Genomic DNA, 22,557 nt, shown 5'->3' on the forward strand with positions numbered 1-22,557 from the left:
GGCAGGCAAATCCTGCGGAAACGGCGGGATTGATGCGAAAGCAGCGCGCGGGACGGGCCAGTCGCGGCTTTCCTCCCTGATAGACGAACGGGCCGCGCAAATATTTAGCCGTGCCTTCAAAAAATGCATCCGTTCTCGCTTTGCGCGCAAAACGGTAAAAAATCGGCCGCGCCGTTCGTCACACCAGTGAAGCCGCCCCATGCGGCCCCGAGACTTGGCCGAAGCGGCCGGACCGAAGGACTTCACGCACATGACGAGTTTCCCGACTGCGTTGCATCAACGAATTCGCGAACTGGCGCGCCGCGCGCCCGACGCGCCCGCGCTCGCCGCGCCTTTCCAGAACGACCTGCGCCTGTCGCGCGGCGCGCTCGACGCGCGTGCGTCGCACCTTGCCCGCCAGCTGCGCGCGGCCGGGGTCGGCGCGGAAGTGCGGGTGGGCGTCTGCGTCGAACGCTCGTGCGAGCTGTTCGTCGCACTGCTTGCCGTGCTGAAAGCGGGCGGCGTATTCGTGCCGCTCGATCCGCGTCATCCGGCCGCGCGTCTGGACTGGATCGTCCGCGATGCGCAACTGCGCCACGGGATCGTCGACGCGGCCGGCCGCGCGGCGCTCGGCGCGCCGTTCGAACACGCGTTCGACGCGATGTCCGCGGAGGCAGGTGCCGCCGCCTTCGTCGACGACGAGGACGTGCCGGTGCATCCGCGCTCGGCGGCCTACATGATCTACACGTCGGGCTCGACCGGCACGCCGAAGGCGGTGGTCGTCGAGCACGGGCCGCTCGCCGCGCATTGCGACGCGCTCGCGGCCGCGCTGCCGATCGAGGGCGGCGACCGCCTGCTGCATTTCGCGTCGGTCAATTTCGATGCCGCGCACGAATGCTGGCTCGCGCCGCTCGCGGTCGGCGCGAGCGTGACGATTGCGCCGCCGCAGCCGTTCACTCCGGACGCCGCCCATGCGCTGATGGTGAGTGAATCCGTCAGCGTCGCCGCGTTTCCGCCCGCGTATCTGCGCGAATTCGCGGCCGTCGCCGCACGCGACGGCGTGCCGCCGGCGTTGCGCGTGCTCGCGTTCGGCGGCGAAGCGCTGCCGCAACAGGCATTCGAATTCGTGCGCCGCACGTTCCCGTCGGTTCGCCTGATCAACGGTTACGGGCCGACCGAGGCCGTGATCTCCCCGATGCTGTGGCCGGTCGAGCCGGGCGAAATGCCCGTGCTGACCGATGACGATGCGTATGCATCGCTGCCGATCGGTCGCGCGATCGGCCCGCGCGTCGCGCGCATCGATGGCGACGAGGGCGGCGAACTGCTGCTCGGCGGTGTATGCCTCGCGCGCGGCTATCACGGCCGCCCGGCGCTGACGGCTGAACGCTTCATTCCCGATACGCACGGCGAACCCGGTGCCCGCGTGTACCGAACCGGCGACCTCGCACGCCAGCGCGCCGACGGCGCGTTCGATTATCTCGGCCGCCTCGATGACCAGGTCCAGGTGCGCGGCGTGCGTGTGGAGCCCGCGGAAATCGCCGCGTGCCTGCACACGCATCCGGCGGTGGCCGACGCGGCCGTGATCGCCGAAACCGGCAACGGGCCGACGCGGCTGATCGCGTGCGTCGCGCTGCGCGCGGCCGCCGACGATGCGACGCTGAAGGCGCACGTGGGCGCGTTGTTGCCCGCCGCGTGGCAGCCGCACCGTTTCGTGCGCTGCGACGCGCTGCCGTACACGCTGAACGGCAAGATCGACCGTGCCGCGCTACGCGAGCGCATCGCCGGCGTCCGCGACACCGAACAATCCGCAGGCGACGAGCCGCGCACGCCGACGGAGCAGCAGATCGCGGGCCTCTGGCAAACACTGCTCGGCCTCGACGCGACGCCGACGCGCGATGACCGCTTCTTCGTGCTGGGCGCCGATTCGCTCGCCGCGATGCAACTGCAGGCCGCGATCCGCGCCGCGTTGCGCGTGAACCTGCGGCTCGACACGCTGTTCGCCGATCCGGCGCTGGCTGAGCTTGCTGCGCACGTCGATCGCGCGGAACGCGAAACGGGCGAGCCGCTGGCCGCGATTGCCACACGCCGCGCGCCGGCCGATGCCGCTGCGTCGGGCGCCCCGTACGTCGATCGCGCCGCATCGCTCGCACAGCAGCGCTTCTGGGTGCTCGCGCAAACGCGCGACGCGAGCGCCGCGTATCACATCGCCGCGCACTGGACGATCGACGGCGCGCTCGACCACGCCGCACTGCAGCGCGCGCTCGATCACGTGATCGAGCGGCACGATGCATGGCGCACGACGCTCGTCGACAACGACGACGGCATCGTGATGCAGCGCATCCATGCGCATCTGCCCGTTACGATCGAAACGCTCGACCTGCGCGGTCAACCGCTGGCCACCCGCGACGCGCAAGCCGCGCGCATCGCCGAGCGCGACGCAGGCATGCCGTTCGATCTGTCGGACGGGCCGCTGCTGCGCGCGACGCTCGTCGCGCTCGCCGACGATCGCCACCGGCTGCTCCTGACCGCGCACCATGCGATCACCGACGGCTGGAGCTCGCGCTGCGCATTCGACGAGCTGTCGGCCGCGTACCGCGCGTATGCGGAAGGCCGCGAACCGTCGTTGCCGGCACTGCCGATCCAGTACGCCGACTATGCGGACTGGCAGCGCGACATGCTTGCCGGCGGCGAAGGCGAGCGTCAGCTCGACTACTGGCGCGGCGCATTGCGCGACGTGCCGGGCCCGCTTGCGCTGCCGGTCGATCGCCAGCCGGGCGCGACGCGCACGCTGCAGGGCGCGCGTGTGTCGGTCCGCCTGCCCGACGCGGTCATTGCCGACATCCGGCGTCTCGCGCGCGACGCGCAGGCAACGGTCTTCACGGTGCTGCTGGCCGCACTCGACGCATGGCTGTCGCGCCTGACAGGCGAGACCGACGTGGTCGTCGCGGTGCCGGTCGCGCATCGCCAGCGCCCGGAAACGCGCGCGTTGCTCGGGCTGTTCCTGAATACGGTCGCGCTGCGTGTGCGGGTGGCGCCGACGCTGCCGTTCCGCGCGCTGGTCGACGCGGCACGCACGGCGGCGCTCGATGCGGTCGCGCACCAGGACGTGCCGTTCGAGCGCGTCGTCGATGCGGTGAAGCCGCCCGTCAAGCGCGGCGACGAATGGCTGCGCGTGAAGTTCGCGCAGCAGTTCGATGCACGGCACGACAGCGTGCTGCCGGGCGCGACCGCGGTTGCGACGCCGGGGCCCGATCTCGCCGCGCGCTTCGACTTCGCACTGGATTTCACCGACGACGCGCACGGAATCGAACTGGTCGCCGCCTATGCAACCGACTGCATCGATGCCGACACCGCGCGCGCGTGGCTGGACAGCTATGCGGCGCTCGTCGCGTGTGCCGCACATGAACCGCACCGCACGACGGCCGCGCTGCCGTGCGATGCCTCTCCGGCGTCGCGCCTGCCGCGCGACGGCCGTGCGCTGAACGTCGAGCACGCCGACATCGTCGCCGCCTTCGCGCGGCAGGCTGCCGCGTATCCGCATCGCGTCGCGCTCGTCGATGCGTCGGCGTCGCTGACGTTCGCCGAACTCGACGACGCGTCGAACCGCATCGCGCATGCGCTGAAGTTGCGCGGCGCGGCGGCCGAAGCACCCGTCATCGTCTGCATCGAGCGCTCGGCCCGCTTCGTCGTCGGCCTGCTCGGCGCACTGAAGGCCGGCGCGCTGGCCGTGCTGCTCGACCCGGCCCAGCCGGCCGCACGGATCGCGGCCGCAGCCGCCGATTGCGGCGCGCGCTGGGCCCTCGTCGCGCAGGGCCGGGATGTGGCCGCGTGGCCGGCCGGCAGCGCAGCACAGCCGCTCGACGTCGACACACTCGCGCAAGACGCGACGCTCGCGCATGCGGGCGACGTACGCGTCGCGCCGCATCCCGAGCAGGGCGCCTATCTGATCTATACGTCGGGTTCGACCGGCACGCCGAAGGGCGTCGTCGTGTCGCACGGCGCACTGGCCGATTACGTGCAGGGGATGCTCGACGAGCTCGCGTTCGAACCGGACGCGTCGTTCGCGATGGTGTCGACCGTCGCCGCCGACCTCGGCCACACGACGCTGTTCGGCGCGCTGTGCGCAGGCCGCACGCTGCACCTGCTGCCGGCCGCGTGCGCGTTCGATCCGGACCTGTTCGCGGACGAGATGCGCCGCCGCGACGTCGGCGTGCTGAAGATCGTGCCGAGCCATCTGCAGGCGCTGCTGGATGCGCGCGTGCCGGCCGACGTGCTGCCGCGCCACGCACTCGTGACCGGCGGCGAAACGTTGACGTGGGCACTCGTCGCGCGCCTGGCCGCGCTCGCACCGGCCTGCCGCGTGATCAACCATTACGGGCCGACCGAAGCGACCGTCGGCGCGATCGCGTGCGACACCGCGTCGATCGGCGCCGATGCGCGCGATCCCGCGAGCGCCGTGCCGCTCGGCCGGCCGTTGCCGAATGCGCGCGCGCTGGTGCTCGACGCGTTCGGCGCGTGCGTGCCGGCCGGTGCAACGGGCGAGCTGTATCTGGGCGGGCCGGGCGTGGCGCGCGGCTACCTGAACCGGCCGGCGCAGACCGCCGAGCGCTTCGTGCCCGATCCGCTCACGCCCGGTGCGCGCCTGTATCGCACCGGCGACCGCGTGCGCCTGCGCGCGGACGGCCGTCTCGCATTCCTCGGCCGCATCGACGACCAGGTGAAGATTCGCGGCTATCGCGTCGAACCGGGCGAAGTGAGTGCGGCCGTGCGCGCGGCCGGCCCGGTCGCGCAAGCCGAGACGCTCGCGATCGAGCACGACGGCCGCCTGCGGCTCGCGACGTTCGTCGTGATGCGCGACGGCGCGGCATTCGACGAGGCCGCCATGCGCGCGGCACTCGGCGCGACGCTGCCCGACTACATGGTGCCCGCGCAGTTCGTCGCGCTCGCGCGCCTGCCGGTGACCGCGAACGGCAAGATCGATCGCGCGGCGCTGCGCGAACTGGCCGCGGCGCCGGTGGCGGTTGCCGCCGGCGCCGCGCCGCAGGGCCCGGTCGAAACGGCGCTCGCCGAAGTCTGGCAGGCGGTGCTGAAGGTGCCGCACGTCGGCCGCGACGACAACTTCTTCGAACTCGGCGGCGATTCGATTCTGGTGCTGCAGGTGATCGCACGCGCCCGCAAGCGCGGTGTGCGCTTCACGCCGAAGCAGCTGTTCGACGGCCCGACGGTCGCCGAACTCGCGCGCATCGCGAAAACCGGGGACGTCGCCGCTGCAGCGCCGGCAACGATATCGTCCGCGCCGGCTCAGGCCGCAACGGCTACCGCGGCTGCCGCGGCTGCCGCGGCGACGATCCTGACGCCCGCACAGCAGCGCTTCTTCGCGCTCGACGTGCCGCATCCGGGCCACTGGAACCAGTCGGTCGCGTTCGACGTGCGCGATCCGTTCGACGCTGATGCATTCGCGTGCGCGTTCGACGCGCTGCTCACGCATCACGACGCCTTCCGCCAGCGCTTTGCACACGGTGCGGATGGCCACTGGCACGCGCGCGATGCAGCGAAACCGTACGACGCACTCCCGTTCGTCGAGGTCGCCGCGCAAGACGAAGCCGACGCGCTGGCGCGCTTCGACGCCTTGCAGCGCCGCCTCGATCTCGGCCGCGGGCCGCTCGCGTGCGCATGTGCGGCGCGGCTGCCGGACGGCGCGACACAGCTGTATCTGGCGATTCATCACGCGATCGTCGACGGCGTGTCGTGGCGCATCCTGCTCGACGATCTGGACGCCGCGTATCGCGCCGCTTGCGAACGCACGCCGGTTCGCCTGTCGCCGCCGGGCTTGCGTGCGGATGCCTGGGCCGCACGCCTCGCGCGGGCCGCGACGGAACCGGCATCGCCGTTCGCCGCGGAAACGGCTTACTGGGCCGGCATGGCGCAGGGCGACGACCTCGTGCCCGATCATCCCGACGCACCGGCGACGAACGCCGACGCGGCCGTCGTCGTGCAGACGATCGACGCGGCGCTGACCCGCGCGGCGCTGACTGACGCGCACGCCGCGTATCGCACGCAGACGATCGAACTGCTGGGCGCGGCGCTCGCACTGGCGCTGGCCGGTGCCGACGGCGCCGCGTCGTGCCGCGTCGAATTCGAGGGGCACGGCCGCGAGGCGTTGTTCGATGATGCGGACGCGAGTCGCACGATCGGCTGGCTGACGAGCCACTATCCGGTCACGCTGCCGGTCGAAGCCACCGCGCGCGACACGCTGTGCGCGGTCAAGGACACGCTGCGCGCGGTGCCGCACAAGGGGCTCGGCTTCGGCGTGCTCGCGCACTACGGCGACGCGGCGACGCGTGCGGCGCTGGCCGCCGTGCCGCGTCCGCGCGTCACGTTCAACTATCTCGGCCAGTTCGACGCGCCGCGCGACGCGACGCTCGTGCCGCGCTTCGGCGGCACCGGCATCGAGCGTGACCCGCAAGGGCCGCTCGGCAACACGCTCGCGATTCACGCATACCTCGATACCGACCGCGACGGCGCACGCACGCTGAAGGTCCACTGGGTATACGGCACGCCACAGTTCGAGCGCGCGACGATCGATGCATTCACGGATCGCTTTGCCGCCGCGCTGCGCGAACTCGCCGACGCATGCGCATCGCGTGTCGCGCATCGCGGCGGCGGTGCGACGCCGGGCGATTTCCCGCTCGCGCGGGCCGCCGGCCTCACGCAGGCCGCGATCGAGCGCGCGCCGCTCGACTGGCGCACGATCGACGACGTGTATCCGCTGTCGCCGATGCAGCAGGGGATCCTGTTCCATGCGCTGTTCGCGCCGGGTCATGCAAGCTACGTGAACCAGCTCGTCGCGACCGCGACGGCGCTCGATGCCGACCGGCTCGTGGCCGCATTCGCCGCATCCATCGCACGCCACGATATCCTGCGCACCAGCGTGATGCCCGACGAGGCCGCACCGCTGCAATGCGTGCATCGCCACGCGCGGATGCCGGTCGAACAGCTCGACTGGCGCACGCGCGGCGACGCGCTGGACACCGATTTAGACGCGTGGCTCGCGGCCGACCGCGAACGCGGCTTCGACTGGCGCGAGCCGCCGCTGATGCGGCTCACGCTGATCCGCGTGACGGACGACGCGTGGCGCGTCGTGTGGACGCGCCACCACGTGCTGCTCGACGGGTGGAGCACGGCGCGCCTGCTCGGCGACGTGCTGCGCGACTATCGTGACCCCGACGCGGTGTCGCCGTTCGAGCGCCGCCCGGCGCTGCGCTATCGCGACTTCATCGCGTGGCTCGGCACGCGCGACCGCGAGGCCGACGAGCGGTTCTGGACCGGGCGGCTCGCGCGTCTCGACGCACCGACGCTGATCGCCGAGCGCGTGGCCGACCGCGCGGATGCCGACATGGTCACGTGGCGCGCGACGATCGACGCGGCGGCGACGACGCGTGTCGCGCAAACGGCGCGGGCGCTGAAGCTGACCGTCAACACGCTGGTGCAGGGCGCCTGGGCGCTCGCGCTGCAGCGCATGACGCACCAGCCGGCCGTCGCATTCGGTGCGACCGTCGCGGGCCGTCCCGATGCGCTCGCGGACGTCGACACGGTGCTCGGCCTTTTCATCAACACGCTGCCCGTCATCACGGCACCCGCGCCGCAACAACGCGCAGCCGACTGGCTGCAAGCGCTGCAACGCGAAAACGCGGCTGCCGCCGAGCATGCGCATACGCCGCTTGCCGACATCCAGCGCTGGGCACGCGGCGCCGGCGGCGCACTGTTCGACACGCTGGTCGTGTTCGAGAACTATCCCGTCGACGAGGCGGTGCGCGACGCCGATTCGCGCGCACTCACACTGAGCGGCGTGCGCAGTATCGAGTCGACCGATTTCGCGCTGACGCTCGTGATCGAGAGCGGCGCCGAACTGACGATCGACTACGGCTACGACACCGCACGCGTCGACGCGCATCAGGTCGAGCGCTGGCACCGCGCGTTCGCTTGTGCGCTCGATGCGCTGGCCCGCACGCCGGACGCGCTGCTCGGCACGCTGTCGATCGCCGACGACGCGACGCGCGACGCACTTGCGCGCGCGCAGGACACCGCGCGGACGTGGCCGGATGCGCAACGGCAGCCGCTGCATCTGCAATTCGCGGCCGCCGCACGGGCAACACCCGACGCGATCGCGCTCGAATACGCGGATGTCCACGGTGGCGTGCAGCGCGCGACCTATCGCGAGCTCGACCTGAACACGACACGCGTCGCCGCCGCATTGCGCAGGCGCGGCGTGCGGCCCGACACGCCGGTCGCGCTGTGCGTCGAGCGTTCGTTCGACATGGTGACGGCGCTCGTCGGCGTGCTGAAGGCCGGCGCCGCGTACCTGCCGGTCGATCCCGACTATCCGGCCGAGCGCATCGCGTACCTGCTGCGCGACGCGCGGCCCGCGGTCGCGATCACGCAGGCGCATCTGCGCGAGCAGGTCGAGGCCGCGCTCGGCGATGAAGCGCCGACGCAACTGCTGACGGTGGCCGATCTGCTTGCGGACGAGGCGTGCGAAGTGGCCGATGCCGCCGCCGACGTCGCAACCGACGTCGACGACGCACGGCTCGCGTACCTGATCTATACGTCCGGCTCGACCGGCAAGCCGAAGGGCGCCGGCAACACGCACGGCGCGCTCGCGAACCGGATCGCGTGGATGCAGCACGCGTACCGGCTGACGCGCGACGACGTCGTGCTGCACAAGACGCCGTTCGGCTTCGACGTGTCGGTGTGGGAATTCGTGTGGCCGCTCGCGACCGGCGCGAAGCTCGCGATCGCCGCGCCCGGCGACCACCGCGATCCGGCCCGCCTCGCGGCCGCGATCCGTGCGCACGGCGTGACGGTGCTGCACTTCGTGCCGTCGATGCTGGCCGCGTTCGCCGCGTATCTCGACGATTTTTCGGCCGCCACGCAATGCGACAGCGTGCGCCTGATCGTCGCGAGTGGTGAGGCGCTCGCGCCCGAACTCGTCGCGAAGGTCGCGCGCCTCGTGCCGAACGCGACGCTCGTGAACCTGTACGGGCCCACGGAAGCCGCGATCGACGTGTCGCACTGGACCTGCGGCCCCGACGACGCCAGCGCCGTCGCGGTGCCGATCGGCCATCCGATCGCGAACCTGCAACTGCACGTGCTCGACGCGGCCTGGCAGAGCGTGCCGGCCGGCGCGACCGGCGAACTGTATCTGGCGGGCGCGGGCCTCGCGCGTGGCTATCTCGGCCGCCCGGGGCTGACTGCCGAGCGTTTCGTGCCCGATCCGTTCGTGCCCGGCGCCCGCATGTATCGCACCGGCGACCTCGCGCGGCGTCGCGCCGACGGCGCGCTCGACTACCTCGGCCGCGTCGACATGCAGGTGAAGCTGCGCGGCCAGCGGATCGAGCCGGGCGAGATCGAGGCGCTGCTGCGCGCCGCGCCCGGCGTGCGCGACGCGGTCGTGATCGTGCGCGACGAGCAGCTGATCGGCTATGTCGCATGTGGCGACTCGGGGCCGCTCGACCGTGCCGCGTTACTGGATTCACTGCGCGCGCAGTTGCCGGCTTACATGGTGCCGTCGCAGCTGATCGAACTCGACGCGCTGCCGGTCACGCCGAACGGCAAGTGCGACCGCCATGCGTTGCCCGCGCCGGTGCGCGAGGCGATCGCGGCCGTCGAGCTCGCAACCGACACGCAGCGCGCGCTCGCGGCGATCTGGCAGCGCGTGCTGCACGTGGACGCGATCGGCCGCGACGACGATTTCTTCCTGCTCGGCGGCCACTCGCTGCTCGCGACGCAGGCCCATGCGCAGGCGAACCTGCACTGGGGCCTCGCGCTGCCGCTGCGCACGCTGTTCGACACCCGCACGCTTGCACGCTGCGCGGACGCGATCGACGCGGCCTGCGCGGCACGCGGCGAGACCGACGCGGCGAGCGCGATCGATGCGCTGCTCGGCGAACTGGAAGCCCAATAAGGATAACGAATGACGAAGGCTCAACCCGACTGGCTCGCGCTTGCGACGCGCTTCACGCAACTGCCGGACGCGCAGCGCGCGGTGTTCATCGACAAGCTCGGCGCGGCCGGCATCGACTTCCGCATGCTGCCGATCCCGCCGCGCACGCCGCGCGCCGACCGCGTGCCGGCATCGTTCGCGCAGACGCGGCTGTGGCTGCACGCGCGCTTGATCGACGCGCCTCACGCGTATCACATCACCGAGCGGCTCGCGCTGACGGGCCCGCTCGACGCGCATGCGCTGCGGCTCGCGTGCGATGCGCTGATCGCGCGCCATGAAGCGCTGCGCACGACCTTCGACGAAGCGGAGGACGGCGTCGCACAGACGATCCATCCGCCGCTGCGCTGCCCTTGGCGTGAGACCGATCTCGAAGCGTTGCCCGACGCGCAGCGCGTCGCGCGCGCCGAAAGCGTCGCAATGGCCGATGAAGCCGAGCCGTTCGATCTCGGCGCGGCACCGCTCGTGCGCGCACACCTGATCCGCTTCGACGCGACGCAACACTGGCTCGCGCTGACCGTTCATCACATCGTGTCGGACGGCTGGTCGTCGGACGTGATGCTGTTTGAACTCGCGGCGTTCTATCGCGCGTATGCGTCGGGGGAACCCGTACCGCTCGCGCCGCTGCCGATCCAGTACGCGGACTACGCGCTGTGGCAGCGCCGCTGGCTCGATGCCGGCGAGCGCGACCGGCAACTGGCGTTCTGGCGGGAGCGGCTCGACCCGCAGCGCGGCGTGCTGACGCTGCCCGGCGCGGCCGCGCGGCCCGTTCGCCGCAGCGCGCGCGGTGCACGTCACGTGTTTTCGCTCGACGCGCGCATCGGTGCGCGGCTGCGCGCGTTCGCAGCCGCGTCGGGCGCGACGCCGTTCGCGGTGTTGCTCGCGGCGCTCGACGCGCTGCTCGCGCGTGCGACCGGCGACGCGCGGATCTGCGTCGGCGTGCCGGCCGCGAACCGCGAGCGCGCGGAAACGGCCGGCCTGATCGGCTTCTTCGTCAACACGCTCGCGATCGACGTCGACGTGCCCGCGCACGGCGATTTCTCGTCGCTGGTCGCGCGTACGCAGCGCGCGCTCGTCGATGCGCAGATGCACCAGGACGTGCCGTTCGAGCAGATCGTCGACGCGCTCGGCGTGCCGCGCAGCGCGAGCCACCATCCGCTGTTCCAGGTGATGGCCGCGTACGGCGAGCGCCGCGCGCTGCCGGCGCTGGGCGCGGCATCGGCAACCTTGCTGCCGTCCGGCACGCCGTCCGCGAAATTCGACCTGACGCTTTCCGTCGAGGCGACGCCCGACGGCACGTTCGATGCCGCGTTCATCCATGCGCTCGACCTGTTCGACGGCGATGCGATCGCGCGGCTGGCCGCGCGCTTCGTCACGCTGCTCGCCGGTGCGCTCGCGCGCCCCGACGTGCCGATCGGCGATCTCGACTGGCTGCCGGCCGACGAACGTGCGCAACTGTTCGCGTGGAACGCGCCGGCGGGCGCGGCCGAAGCCGAGCCGTTCGTCCCGGTCCACGCGCGCATCGCCGCGCATGCGCACGTGCGGCCCGACGCACGCGGTGTCGCCGACATCGATCGCGCGCTGACGCGCGGTGAGGTCGACGCGCGCGCGGCACGCATCGCGCGTAACCTCGTCGCGGCCGGCGTGCGGCCCGAAATGCGCGTCGGCGTCGCGCTGCAGCGTTCGGTCGACCTGCTGGTCGCGCTGATCGCGGTGCTGAAGTCGGGCGCCGCGTTCGTGCCGCTCGATCCGGCCCATCCGCGCGAACGCCTCGCGCAGATCGTCGGCGATGCGGGCATCGCGCACGTGCTGACCGACGGCGCGAGCGCCGCATCGCTGCCCGAGCTGCCGGCACTGCGCGTCTGGCGCGCGGACGAAGTCGACGCACTCGACGAAGCCGCGGACGTCGCACTGCCGGACGTGTTGCCCGGTCATGCGGCATACGCGATCTACACGTCGGGCTCGACCGGCAAGCCGAAAGGCGTGATCGTCGATCACGCGGCGTTCGCGCGGCATTGCGTGGCGATCGCCGAGCGCTATGGCGCGGGCGAGAACGACGTGTTCCTGCTGTTCCAGTCGATCAACTTCGACGGCGCGCATGAAGGCTGGTTTTCGCAATACCTGTCAGGTGCCGCGGTGTCGGTGACGGCCGACGTGCTGTGGCCGCCGGCGCAGACCTGCGCGATGATGATTCGCGACGGCGTGACGATGACCTACGTGCCGCCCGGCTGCGCCGCGCAGCTCGCCGAATGGGCGCTCGTGCACGGCGCGCCGCCGACGTTGCGCTCGTTGACCGTCGGCGGCGAAGCCACCTCGCGCGAAGCGTTCGCGATGCTGCGCCGCGCGATGCCGAACGTGCGCGTGGTCAACGGCTACGGCCCGACCGAAACCGTGATCACGCCGACGCTGTGGATGTTCCGCCCCGGCGACGATCTCGCGAAGCTGGGCGACGCCGCGTATCTGCCGATCGGCACGCTGGTCGGCGCGCGCACCGCGCACGTGCTCGACGCGCGGCTGCATCCGCTGCCGGTCGGCGTGATCGGCGAACTGTACCTGGGCGGCGAGGGGATCGGCGTCGCGCGCGGCTACCTCGATCGTCCCGCGCTGACGGCCGAGCGCTTCGTGCCCGATCCTTACGGCGCGCCGGGCGCGCGCCTGTATCGCACGGGCGACCTCGTGCGGCGTCGCGCGGATGGCGTGTTCGACTTCATCGGCCGCGTCGATCATCAAGTGAAACTGCGCGGACTGCGCATCGAGCTCGGCGAGATCGAGGCGCAGCTGGCCGCGCACGACGCGGTGCGCGAAGCGTGCGCGGTCGTGCACGGGCAGGGCGCGCAGGCGCAGCTCGTCGCCTACGTCGAACTGACCGCCGACGCGCAAGCGGCCGCGCAACCGGTCGAAGCCGCGACGCTCGACGCGCATCTGCGCCGCACGCTGCCTGACTACATGGTGCCCGCGCAACTGATCGTGCTCGACGCGCTGCCGCGCAACGCGAACAGCAAGGTCGACCGTGCGCGGCTGCCGGCGCCCGTGCGCGTCGAACGCGCATACGAAGCGCCGCACGACGGCGACGAAACCGCACTCGCGGCGATCTGGCGCGACGTGTTGAACGTCGAACGCGTCGGTCGCCGCGATCACTTCTTCGAACTCGGCGGCCATTCGCTGGCGGCGGTGCGCGTCGCGACGCGCGTCGCCGAGCGGCTCGGCCGCGACGTGCCGGTGCGCGCCTTGTTCGAAGCGCCGGTGCTCGCGCAATACGCACGCCACGTGGCCGATGCGCCGCGCGCCGCGCACGGCGGTGCCACCGTACCGGGCATCGCGGTGGTCAAACCCGATGCGTTCGGCGTATGGCCGCTGTCGCCCGCGCAGCTCGGCCTGTGGTTCCTGTGGCGCGCGCAGCCGGACAGCGCCGCGTACAACATTCCGGTCGCGCTGCGCGTGCGCGGTCCGCTCGACGTCGATGCACTGCGCGCCGCGTTCTCGGCTGCGGTGGCTGAGCACCCGGCGCTGCGCACGCGGCTCGTCGCGCGCGACGGCATGCCGCCGGGTCAGCGGATCGACATCGCGCCGCCCGTCGCGCTGCCGCTCGTCGACTTGTCCGAGCTGCCCGATGCGCTCGCCCGCGCGGCGGCGCTGACCGATGCCGACGCACTCGCGCCGTTCGATCTCGCGGCCGATGCGCCGCTGTGGCGCGCACGCGTGCTGCGGCTCGGCGCGGACGATCACGTGTTGTCGGTGACGATCCATCACATCGTGTCGGATGGCGAATCGATCGAGCTGTGGCTCGACGCGGTGCGCGCAGGCTATGTCGATCTGGTGCGTGGCGGAGCGGAACCGGTGTCGACGCCGCCTCAAAACATGTCGCAGCTCGTGCTGCCCGGGCCGTGCCACCCGGCCCGCGTCGCGTACTGGCGCGACGCGCTGGCCGACCTGCCGCCGCCCGTGCTGCCACGGCGCGCCAACGCGCCGGCCGTCCCGCAATGGCGTGCGGCGCGCATCGCGTTCGAATTTGACGCATCGTTGATCCGTGCCGCGCGCGACGCCGCGTCGGCCGCGCACGCGACACTGCCGATGCTGCTGCACGCGGCGCTCAACACCGCGCTGTTCCGCGTGACCGGTGCGGCCGATCAGCCGGTCGGCGTCCTGGCATCGACGCGCGAGCTGACGGGTGATGCCGCGCGCGATGCGCTCGGTCTCTTCATCAATTCGGTGGTCGTGCGCACACGGCTCGACACGTCGGCCCGCCGCTCGGACGTGCTCGCGCAGGTGCGCGATACGGCGCTCGCCGCGTATGCGCACGCCGACGTGCCGTTCGCCGACGTCGTCGCCGCGCTGCGCGCGCCGCGTACCGCGCAGGCCAATCCGCTGTTCCAGGTGATGTTCAACTACCTGCGCCCGACCGGTGCCGCCGCACGCGACTGGGCCGGCTTGTCGCTTGCCGAGTTCGATGACGTGCGTCATCGCGTCGTGTTCACGCTCGAGCTGGACGTCGTCGAGCATCCGGACGGCCGCGTGAGCGCTGCGTTCTCGTATGCGGACGAACTGCTCGACGGCGATTTCGTCGACGCGCTCGTCGACCTCTATCACGACGAGGTCGCGCGTTTCGCCGGCGCGCCGGAAGCGGCGCTCGGCGCGCCCGACGCGCTGTTCACCGCGCCGGCGGCGGTCGCAGCCGCACCGGCCGGCGGCGCGGCGATGCAGGTCATGACGACATCGTGGGCGCCGGACGCGGCAGCCGCGCTCGCCGCGCTGTGGTCGGACACGTTCGCGACGGCCGCGCCCGCACCCTGTGCCGATCTGTTCGAAGCGGGTGCGACTTCATTCGACGTGGTGCGCTTCGTCGATGCGGCCGGCCGCGCCGGGCTCGCGCTGACGGTGGCCGACGTATTCGCGTCGCCGACGCTCGCGGCGCTCGGCGCGCGTATCGATGCGTCGGCCGAAACGGAGCAGGAGGTGCGCGATGCTGGCTGAAGTGCGTCCGGACGGATTCACGATGCCGGATACGTGCCGTCTCGCGTTCGCGGACGGCCTGTTCGCCGTACGCGACGACGCGGAGATCCGCGTCGCGCAGGGCGACGGCATCGGCGCGCAGCTGCTGCGCGCGCAGCTCGCGGACGACGGCACGCTGCGCCTCGTCGCGTACAACCATCGCGCGGCACCGGGCGACCAGCGCCGCGCGCTGCTGGCCGCGCTCGCCGCCGCGTTTTCCGACGACGCGCGCCGCGCGGCGATCCGGCTCGACCCGGCCGCGTGGCCGGCGGTCGCGCTCGATGCGCTGCGCGCGAGCGGCGTGCTCGGCGACGGCGGCCTGTGCATGCGTGAAGGCTGGGCGCAGCAAGCCGATCTGTGGCGCGTCGGCACGCCGCTGCCATGTGCGACGCTGCCGATGCTGACCGACGGCCGGCGGCATCCGCGCCGGCCGCCCGCGCCGCGCGGTGACGTGTATGCGCGCGACCTGCCGGCACTCGGCGTGCGTTTCACGCTGCGCGGCTGGCAGCCGGGCGAGGACGCCACGCGCCTGGCGAACTGGTTCGACGCGCCGCGCGTGCGCGACGGCTGGCCGGGCACGCAGCCCGGCGCACACGGCACGGCGCCCGATGCCGATCCGCACGTGAGCCCGCTCGTCGGCTGCTTCGACGGCGAACCCTTCGCGTACGTCGAGGCGTTCTGGCTGAAGGAAGACCCGCTCGCGCCGCACGTCGGCGCGCGCGATTACGACCGCGGGCTGCGGATGCTGGTCGGGGAATCGCGCTGGCGCGGCCCGCATTGCGTGGCGGGCTGGCTGCCGTCGGTCGTGCATTACCTGTTTCTCGACGATCCGCGCACCGAAGCGGTCGGCTGCGCGGTCCCGGCCGGCCGCGCGCGGGTCGTCGACACCCTCGCGCGGCACGGCTTCGCGCGGCAGCGCCGCCTGGCGCTTGCCGACGGGCAGCCGCTGTGGATGCGCACGCTGCGCGAGACCTTCTTCTCCGGCCGTCACGTCTGACGGGCCGGATTCACCGACAAGGGAGCTGAGAGACATGCAGAGAGAAACCGTATTCGACCTGATCGGCGTCGGCTTCGGGCCGTCGAACCTGGCGCTGGCCGTGCGCCTCGCGGAACGCAACGGCACGCGCCCGCTCGCGCATTGCTTCGTCGAACGCCAGCCGGAATTCGGCTGGCACCGCGGCATGCTGCTTGACGACTGCCGGATGCAGATCTCGTTTCTGAAGGATCTCGTCACGATGCGCGATCCGAAGAGCCGCTACACGTTCATCAACTACCTGTTCGAACGCGGCCGGCTGAACGAATTCGTCAACCTGAAGAACTTCTATCCGACCCGCATCGAATTCCACGACTATCTGAGCTGGGTCGCCGACGCATTCGACGAGCACGTCCATTACAGCGAAACCGTCACCGCGATCGAGCCCGTGCGCGGCGACGGCGCGCGGATCGACGCGCTGCGCGTGCTGTCGCGCGATGCGGCCGGCCGCGAGCGCCAGCGCGTGACGCGCGCGCTGTCGGTCGGCGTCGGCGGCACGCCGGCGGTGCCGGACGCGTTCGCCGCGCTCGGCCGCGATCGCGTGATCCATTCGTCGTCCTACCTGACCGACATCGACCGGCTGGTCGCAGCGCCGGACGGCGAGCGCCGCCGCGTCGCGGTGATCGGCGCGGGGCAGAGCGCGGCCGAGGTGTTCATCGACCTCGCGCGCCGTTTCCCGCACGTCGACGCGAGCCTCGTGATGCGGGCAGGCGCATTGAAACCGGCCGACGACAGCCCGTTCGTCAACGAGATCTTCAGCCCCGAGTTCACCGACGTCGTCTACGCGCAGCCGCACGACGCGCGCCGCGCGCTGCTCGAGCGCTATCGCGACACCAACTACGCGGTGGTCGATCGGCCGCTGATCGAGCAGATCTACGAAATGCTGTACCTGCAGCGCATCGACGGCACGCCGCGCCATGCGCTGCTCGCGAACAGCGCGATCGAGGCCGCGGTGCGCACCGCCGACGGCCGCATCGAGCTGACGCTGCGCGACCGGATGAACGGCGCGACGCGCGTCGAACGCTTCGACGCGCTCGTGCTCGCGACCGGCTACCGGCGCGACACGCATTCGACGCTGCTCGAAGGGCTCGCGCCGCATCTGGGCGATGCGCTCACGCGCGGCGACGTCACGCGCGACTACCTGCTCGCCACACCCGGGCACTTCGCGCCGCGCATCTACCTGCAAGGCTGCTGCGAAGACAGCCACGGCCTGTCCGACACGCTGCTGTCGGTCCTGGCGCGCCGCGCGGACGAGATCTGCGCGTCGCTCGAAGAAGGGGCCGCGCCCGCCGATGACGATGGCGCGGCCCGGGCACTGCATGAACAACGACATCAAGACGGGGCGAGCGCGGGCCGCATGGCTTTCGCTCTTTGACAAAGGCGCGGTCGGAGACCGCATCGGAAAAGTGGAGCAGAGAAAGATGGAGTGGGCAACAGGCACGCGTGTGCGTGCGATCGCAGCCGCGGCGAGCGTGGCGTTCGGGATGGCGGCAGGGCACGCATACGCGCAGACGGCGCCGGCCGTGAACGCAGGCGCCGCCGCGTCGGCCGGCAATGTGCAGAACGGCGCGACGTCCGGCACGCTGCCGGCGATCAACGTCAACGCGGGCTCGGAGGGCGACGGCACGGTCGGGCTCGTCGCGAAGCGCAGCAGGACCGGCACCAAGACCGATACGTCGATCAACGAAATCCCGCAGACGATCAACGTCGTCACCGCGCAGCAGATCGAGATGACCGGCGCGACCGACGTGAACGCGGCGCTGCGCTACGTGCCGGGCTTCTCGTCGTACGGCTCGGACAACCGCTCCGACTGGTACGCGGCACTGCGCGGCTTCACGCCGACCGCGTACGTGAACGGCCTGCAGGTGCCGAACACGCTGAACCTGTCGAGTTGGCGCGTCGATCCGTACATGATCGACAGCATCACCGTGCTGCGCGGGCCGACGTCGGTGCTGTACGGTGCCGGCGACCCGGGCGCGATCATCGACGTGCAGACCAAGACGGCCGACGGCGAGCGCGTGCGCGAAGCCGGCGTGCAGTTCGGCAACTACGCGCGCAAGCAGTTCATGATCGATGTCGGCGACAAGCTCGACGCGGATGGCAAGTACGCGTACCGGTTCGTCGGCGTCGCCCGCGACGGCAACGCGCTGACGGGCCCGAACAACGACCAGCGCGTCGCGCTCGCGCCGTCGTTCCGCTGGCGCCCGGACGCGGATACGTCGCTGACGCTGTCCGCCACGTATCTGCAGGACTGGGGCGACATCTCGTCGAACTTCCTGCCGGCGCAAGGCACGGTGCTGCCGAACCCGAACGGGCAGCTCGACAAGGACGTCTATGGCGGCGACCCCGATTTCAACTACTACCGCAAGAAGCAGTGGTCGCTCGGCTACCAGTTCGAGCGGAACCTGAACGCGATGTGGACGTTCCGGCAGAACGTGCGCTGGATGCACCTGTCGCTCGACAACGGCTCCGTGTTCGGCGCGGGCTTCGCCGACGGCAGCCTGACCGACATCAACCGCTGGGCCGGCGTGTTCCAGACGAACTACAGCCGCTTCGACATCGACAACAACCTGCAGGGCCGCTTCGGCACGGGGCCGCTCGAGCACACGCTGCTGCTCGGCTTCCAGTACAACCGGCAGACCGCTACCGACAGCGAATGGCTGGCCGCCGCGCCGACGCTGAACATCTACAACCCGGTCTATACGCCGGTCACGCTGTCCGTGTTCTCGCCGCCGAACACCACGTACCGCACCAACACGTACACGACGATGAACACGTTCGGGCTGTACGTGCAGGACCAGGTCAAGTGGAATCGCTGGACGCTGACGCTCGGCGGCCGCGAGGACTGGGTGAACCAGCGGATGGACGACCGCGAGGGCGGCACGCAGTCGAAGGCCGACATCACGGCGTTCACCGGCCGCGTGGGCCTCACGTACCAGGGCGACTACGGGCTGTCGCCGTACATCAGCTACGCGACGTCGTTCAACCCGCTGATCGGCGTGAATCTGTATGGCGGCGGGCTGCCGCAACCGACGCGCGGCAAGCAGATCGAGGCCGGCTTGCGCTGGCAGCCGCCCGGCAAGAACATGATGCTGAGCGCGGCGATCTACCAGATCAACCAGACCAACGTGCTCACGTCGACGCCGCTCAATCTCGATTCGTCCGGCACGACGTCCGTCCAGACCGGCGAAGTGCGTTCGCGCGGGATCGAGCTGAACGCGACCGGCAAGCTCACGCGGAACCTGTCGCTGATCGCGTCCTACGTCTACCAGGACGTGAAGAACGTGAAGGCCAACGACGCATCGCTGAACAACTGGCCGGTCGACATTCCGCGGCCGCGTCAGATGGCGTCGCTGTGGGCGGACTGGACGTGGCACACGGGGCCGCTCACGGGCTTCGGCCTGGGCGGCGGCGTGCGCTACCAAAGTGCGTCGGCCGGTGCGGCGGACAACTCGCTGACGGTCGGGAGCTACACGCTGTTCGACGCGGGCGTGCATTACGACACACGCAACTGGCGCTTTGCCGTGAACGGGACGAACCTGTTCAACCGCCACTACATCAGCGGTTGCCAGTCGACGAGCGTCTGCATTTTCGGTACCGACCGCACGGTGATCGCCACCGCGAAATACAACTGGTGACGCCGCGCGCCGCGGCGCGCCGGTCGGCCCTCGGGCCGGCGCGGGCGGGCCGCGGTGCCGTCGTCCGCTTTTCCATGACGCCTCCATGCCGAAGAAAAATCTCGTCTACATCCAGTCGCTGCGCAACGGCGCGGCCGATCGCGCCGGCCAGCCGGTCGCTTACCAGGGCGGCACGCGCTACATGAAGGCGCCGCTCGAATTCCTCGTCGAGCGCCTGAATGACTCGTCGCTCGGCGAACGCTATGCGCTCCAGGGTGTGATCGTCGACGACGACGAAGGCTCGCCGTCCGATCGCGCGAAGGTCGCGGACTACGGCTTCGCGCGCACGCCCGGCCGCCCGTGGATCCTGCCCGATGGGCTGACCGTGCAGGGCCGGCCGGTCGACGAACTGTTCTGCACGATTGCATCGACGTACCGCCGGTTGCCGCGCGACGCGCGTGAGCGCGTGACGGGCAAGCTGGCGTTCGAGCGCCGCCTGCTCGAACGCCTGCTCGAACTCGACGCCGACGTGGTCGTGCTCGACGGGCTGCTCGTGATCCTCGACGAGCTCGTGCGTCCCGGCGCGCGCTTTCATCGTCGCATCGCGAACATCCACCCCGGCATCACGGCCGACGATTCGCCGTACCAGAGGCGCGGTGCGTGGGCGACGCTCGACGCGCTGCACGGCGCGCGCGGCGAACGGGTCGACTGGGCGACCGGCGCGACCTCGCGCGTCGAACCCGTGACGATGACGGGCGCTTCGTTCCACTACGTCGACAACGGCATCGATTCCGGCGAGGTGATCTGCGACGTGCTCGACACGCCGATCGCGCCGGACGACACGATTCTCGAACTGCGCTGGAACAACTTCCAGCGCAGCCTGTTTCCGGCGCTCGAGCGGGGGCTGCACATCCTCGCCGATCGCCACGACGCGGGAGCACTGTGATGGAAGACACGCTGACGAAACCGGCCGACAAGGAAGCGGACGCCGTCGAAGGCGAGGTCGCCGCGGCGCTGGACGGCGCCGCGCACGGGCAGGAGCCGCCCGCCACCGAGCGCACGCTCGACACGTGGCGGCCCGACGATCCGCCGGCCGCGCTGCTCGCGGAGTTCGTCGCGCTGTTCAATACGGAAACGCGGCACGATGCGGCGACGGTGTCGGTGCCGCTTGGCGGCGCCGATCCGGCGGCTATCGCGTCGTACGTCACGCGCGCGGTGCGCGACGGCGTGATCGATGACGCACGGATCGCGGGCGACCGGCTGCGCCTCGCCGCATCGCGTGCGACGTTCTGGCAGAATCCGCGGCCGTGGCTGAAGGCGCCCGCATCGGGCGGGATGCCGCTGCGCTACACGATCACGAACGGCCACCGGCATCCGGTGCGGCCGCCGTCGCCGGCCGGCGAGATCTATTCACGCTACATGCCGCAGGTCGGGATGACGTTCAGCCTGCGCACCGTCGACATCGCTACGCATGCGCAGTTGTTCAGCGACTGGATGAACCTCGATCGCGTCGCGCATTTCTGGGACCAGCGCGGCACGCTCGACGAACACGCCGCCTATCTCGCGGAGCGGCTCGCCGATCCGCACATGCATCCGATGATCGGCTATTTCGACGATACGCCGTTCGGCTATTTCGAGTTCTACTGGGCGAAGGAGGACCGGCTCGCGCCGTTCTACGACGCGCACGACTACGATCGCGGGCTGCACTTGCTGATCGGCGATTCACGCTTCCAGAGCGCGGGCAAGCTGCATGCGTGGTGGAGCGGGGTGCTGCATTACATGTTCGTCGACGAACCGCGCACGCAGCGGCTCGTGGGCGAGCCGCGCGTCGATCACGTGCGGCATATCGCGTATATGCACCGGCTCGGGTTCTACACGCTGAAGGAGTTCGACTTCCCGCACAAGCGCGCGGCGCTCACCGTGATGGAGCGCGAAACATTCTTCGACACTTTCCGGTTGCCGTGACGGGATGGGCGCGCGAAGGGTCGATTCGCAAATGTCGACGTTTCGCGCGACTTGAAAGGGGGCACACATCGGCCGTTCGGGATATGGATCGGGCGGCATGAGGAAGAATGGATCGCTCCCTCAATGCAGACAGGTCGTGACGACATGGCAAGCACATCCGCAGCAACATCAAGCGCAATCCCCGGCTCGTATGCCTCGACGTTGACATATGCTGGCATATGTCTAGAATGGGCGCATCGTACTCCCATGGAGTGGCTCATGCGCACCGTATCCATTTTCAAGAACGCCAGGAACCAGGCAATCCGCATCCCGAAGGACATGGAATTCGAGGGTGTGACGGAACTCGAGATCCGTCGCGAGGGCGACACGCTGCTGCTGCGTCCGGTGCGGCCGACATGGCTGTCGTTGGCGAGTGAACCGCTGGCCGATGCCGACTTCCTCGTCGAGCGCCCGGCTGTCATCGAAGCCGGTCGTTTCGACCTGTCCGGCACGGATGGCGACGCACAAACGGAGTCGGGCCGGTGACAACGCTCTACATGCTCGATACGAACATCTGTTCGTTCATCATGCGCGAGCGGCCGCCCGCGGTGCTGTCCCGGCTGCAGTCGTGCGTCAACGCGCAGCACCGGATCGTCGTGTCGGCGATTACCTATGCCGAAATGCGATTCGGCGCGGTCGGCAGAAAGGCATCGCCGAAGCATGCGGAACTCGTGACGACGTTTGTCGCGCGGCTGGACGGCGTGCTGTCGTGGGATACCGCGGCGGTCGACGCAGCGGCTGCGATTCGTGTCGACCTTGCCACACGCGGGACACCGATCGGCGCGAACGATGCATCGATCGCCGGTCATGCGATCGCGGCCGGTGCCGTGCTCGTCACGAACAATGGTCGCGAATTCAGCCGCGTCGCGGGGTTGTCGCTCGAAGACTGGGCGGCCTCGGCCTAGGGCCGTGAATGTGCGATGGCGTTGCGGTCG

Annotated in this window: 9 protein-coding genes; all 9 read left to right on the forward strand. The window is 70.8% G+C overall.

All coding sequences use genetic code 11. The features are described 5' to 3' along the window. Positions 1-250 precede the first annotated feature (250 nt). The 9 genes from DIE11_RS18365 (at position 251) to DIE11_RS18405 (ending at position 22,527) form a co-directional block, all read left to right on the forward strand. Positions 251-9,943, forward strand: coding sequence for a non-ribosomal peptide synthetase (locus DIE11_RS18365; protein WP_124626279.1), 9,693 nt, complete (start codon positions 251-253; stop codon positions 9,941-9,943). 9 nt (positions 9,944-9,952) lie between these two features. Next, positions 9,953-14,950, forward strand: a complete 4,998-nt coding sequence (locus tag DIE11_RS18370; protein ID WP_124626157.1) for a non-ribosomal peptide synthetase — start codon at positions 9,953-9,955, stop codon at positions 14,948-14,950. Further along, positions 14,940-15,965, forward strand: a complete 1,026-nt coding sequence (locus DIE11_RS18375) for a GNAT family N-acetyltransferase (RefSeq protein ID WP_124626158.1) — start codon at positions 14,940-14,942, stop codon at positions 15,963-15,965. Before DIE11_RS18370 ends, DIE11_RS18375 begins: the two co-directional genes overlap by 11 nt. Positions 15,966-15,999: 34 nt before the next feature. Further along, the gene (locus tag DIE11_RS18380; protein WP_124626160.1) at positions 16,000-17,376 is read left to right on the forward strand and encodes a lysine N(6)-hydroxylase/L-ornithine N(5)-oxygenase family protein; all 1,377 of its coding nucleotides are present in this window, start codon (positions 16,000-16,002) and stop codon (positions 17,374-17,376) included. Between the two features lie 46 nt (positions 17,377-17,422). After that, positions 17,423-19,639 carry a TonB-dependent siderophore receptor gene (locus DIE11_RS18385; protein ID WP_124626162.1) on the forward strand — a complete coding sequence of 739 codons (2,217 nt, stop codon included), beginning with the start codon at positions 17,423-17,425 and terminating at the stop codon, positions 19,637-19,639. 85 nt (positions 19,640-19,724) lie between these two features. Continuing rightward, complete coding sequence (locus tag DIE11_RS18390) at positions 19,725-20,564, forward strand: formyltransferase family protein (RefSeq protein ID WP_124626164.1); 840 nt, start codon at positions 19,725-19,727, stop codon at positions 20,562-20,564. Further along, the gene (locus tag DIE11_RS18395) at positions 20,564-21,583 is read left to right on the forward strand and encodes a GNAT family N-acetyltransferase (RefSeq protein WP_124626166.1); all 1,020 of its coding nucleotides are present in this window, start codon (positions 20,564-20,566) and stop codon (positions 21,581-21,583) included. Before DIE11_RS18390 ends, DIE11_RS18395 begins: the two co-directional genes overlap by 1 nt. A gap of 258 nt (positions 21,584-21,841) precedes the next feature. Beyond that, positions 21,842-22,108, forward strand: coding sequence for a type II toxin-antitoxin system VapB family antitoxin (vapB, locus tag DIE11_RS18400; RefSeq protein WP_059606948.1), 267 nt, complete (start codon positions 21,842-21,844; stop codon positions 22,106-22,108). Further along, positions 22,105-22,527: a PIN domain-containing protein gene (locus DIE11_RS18405; protein ID WP_124626168.1), complete on the forward strand. Its 423-nt coding sequence runs from the start codon at positions 22,105-22,107 to the stop codon at positions 22,525-22,527. Before vapB ends, DIE11_RS18405 begins: the two co-directional genes overlap by 4 nt. Positions 22,528-22,557: the final 30 nt, after the last annotated feature.

It is taken from the genome of Burkholderia sp. Bp9012 (genome assembly GCF_003853825.1).
In the GTDB taxonomy this organism is placed as follows: Bacteria; Pseudomonadota; Gammaproteobacteria; order Burkholderiales; family Burkholderiaceae; genus Burkholderia; species Burkholderia diffusa.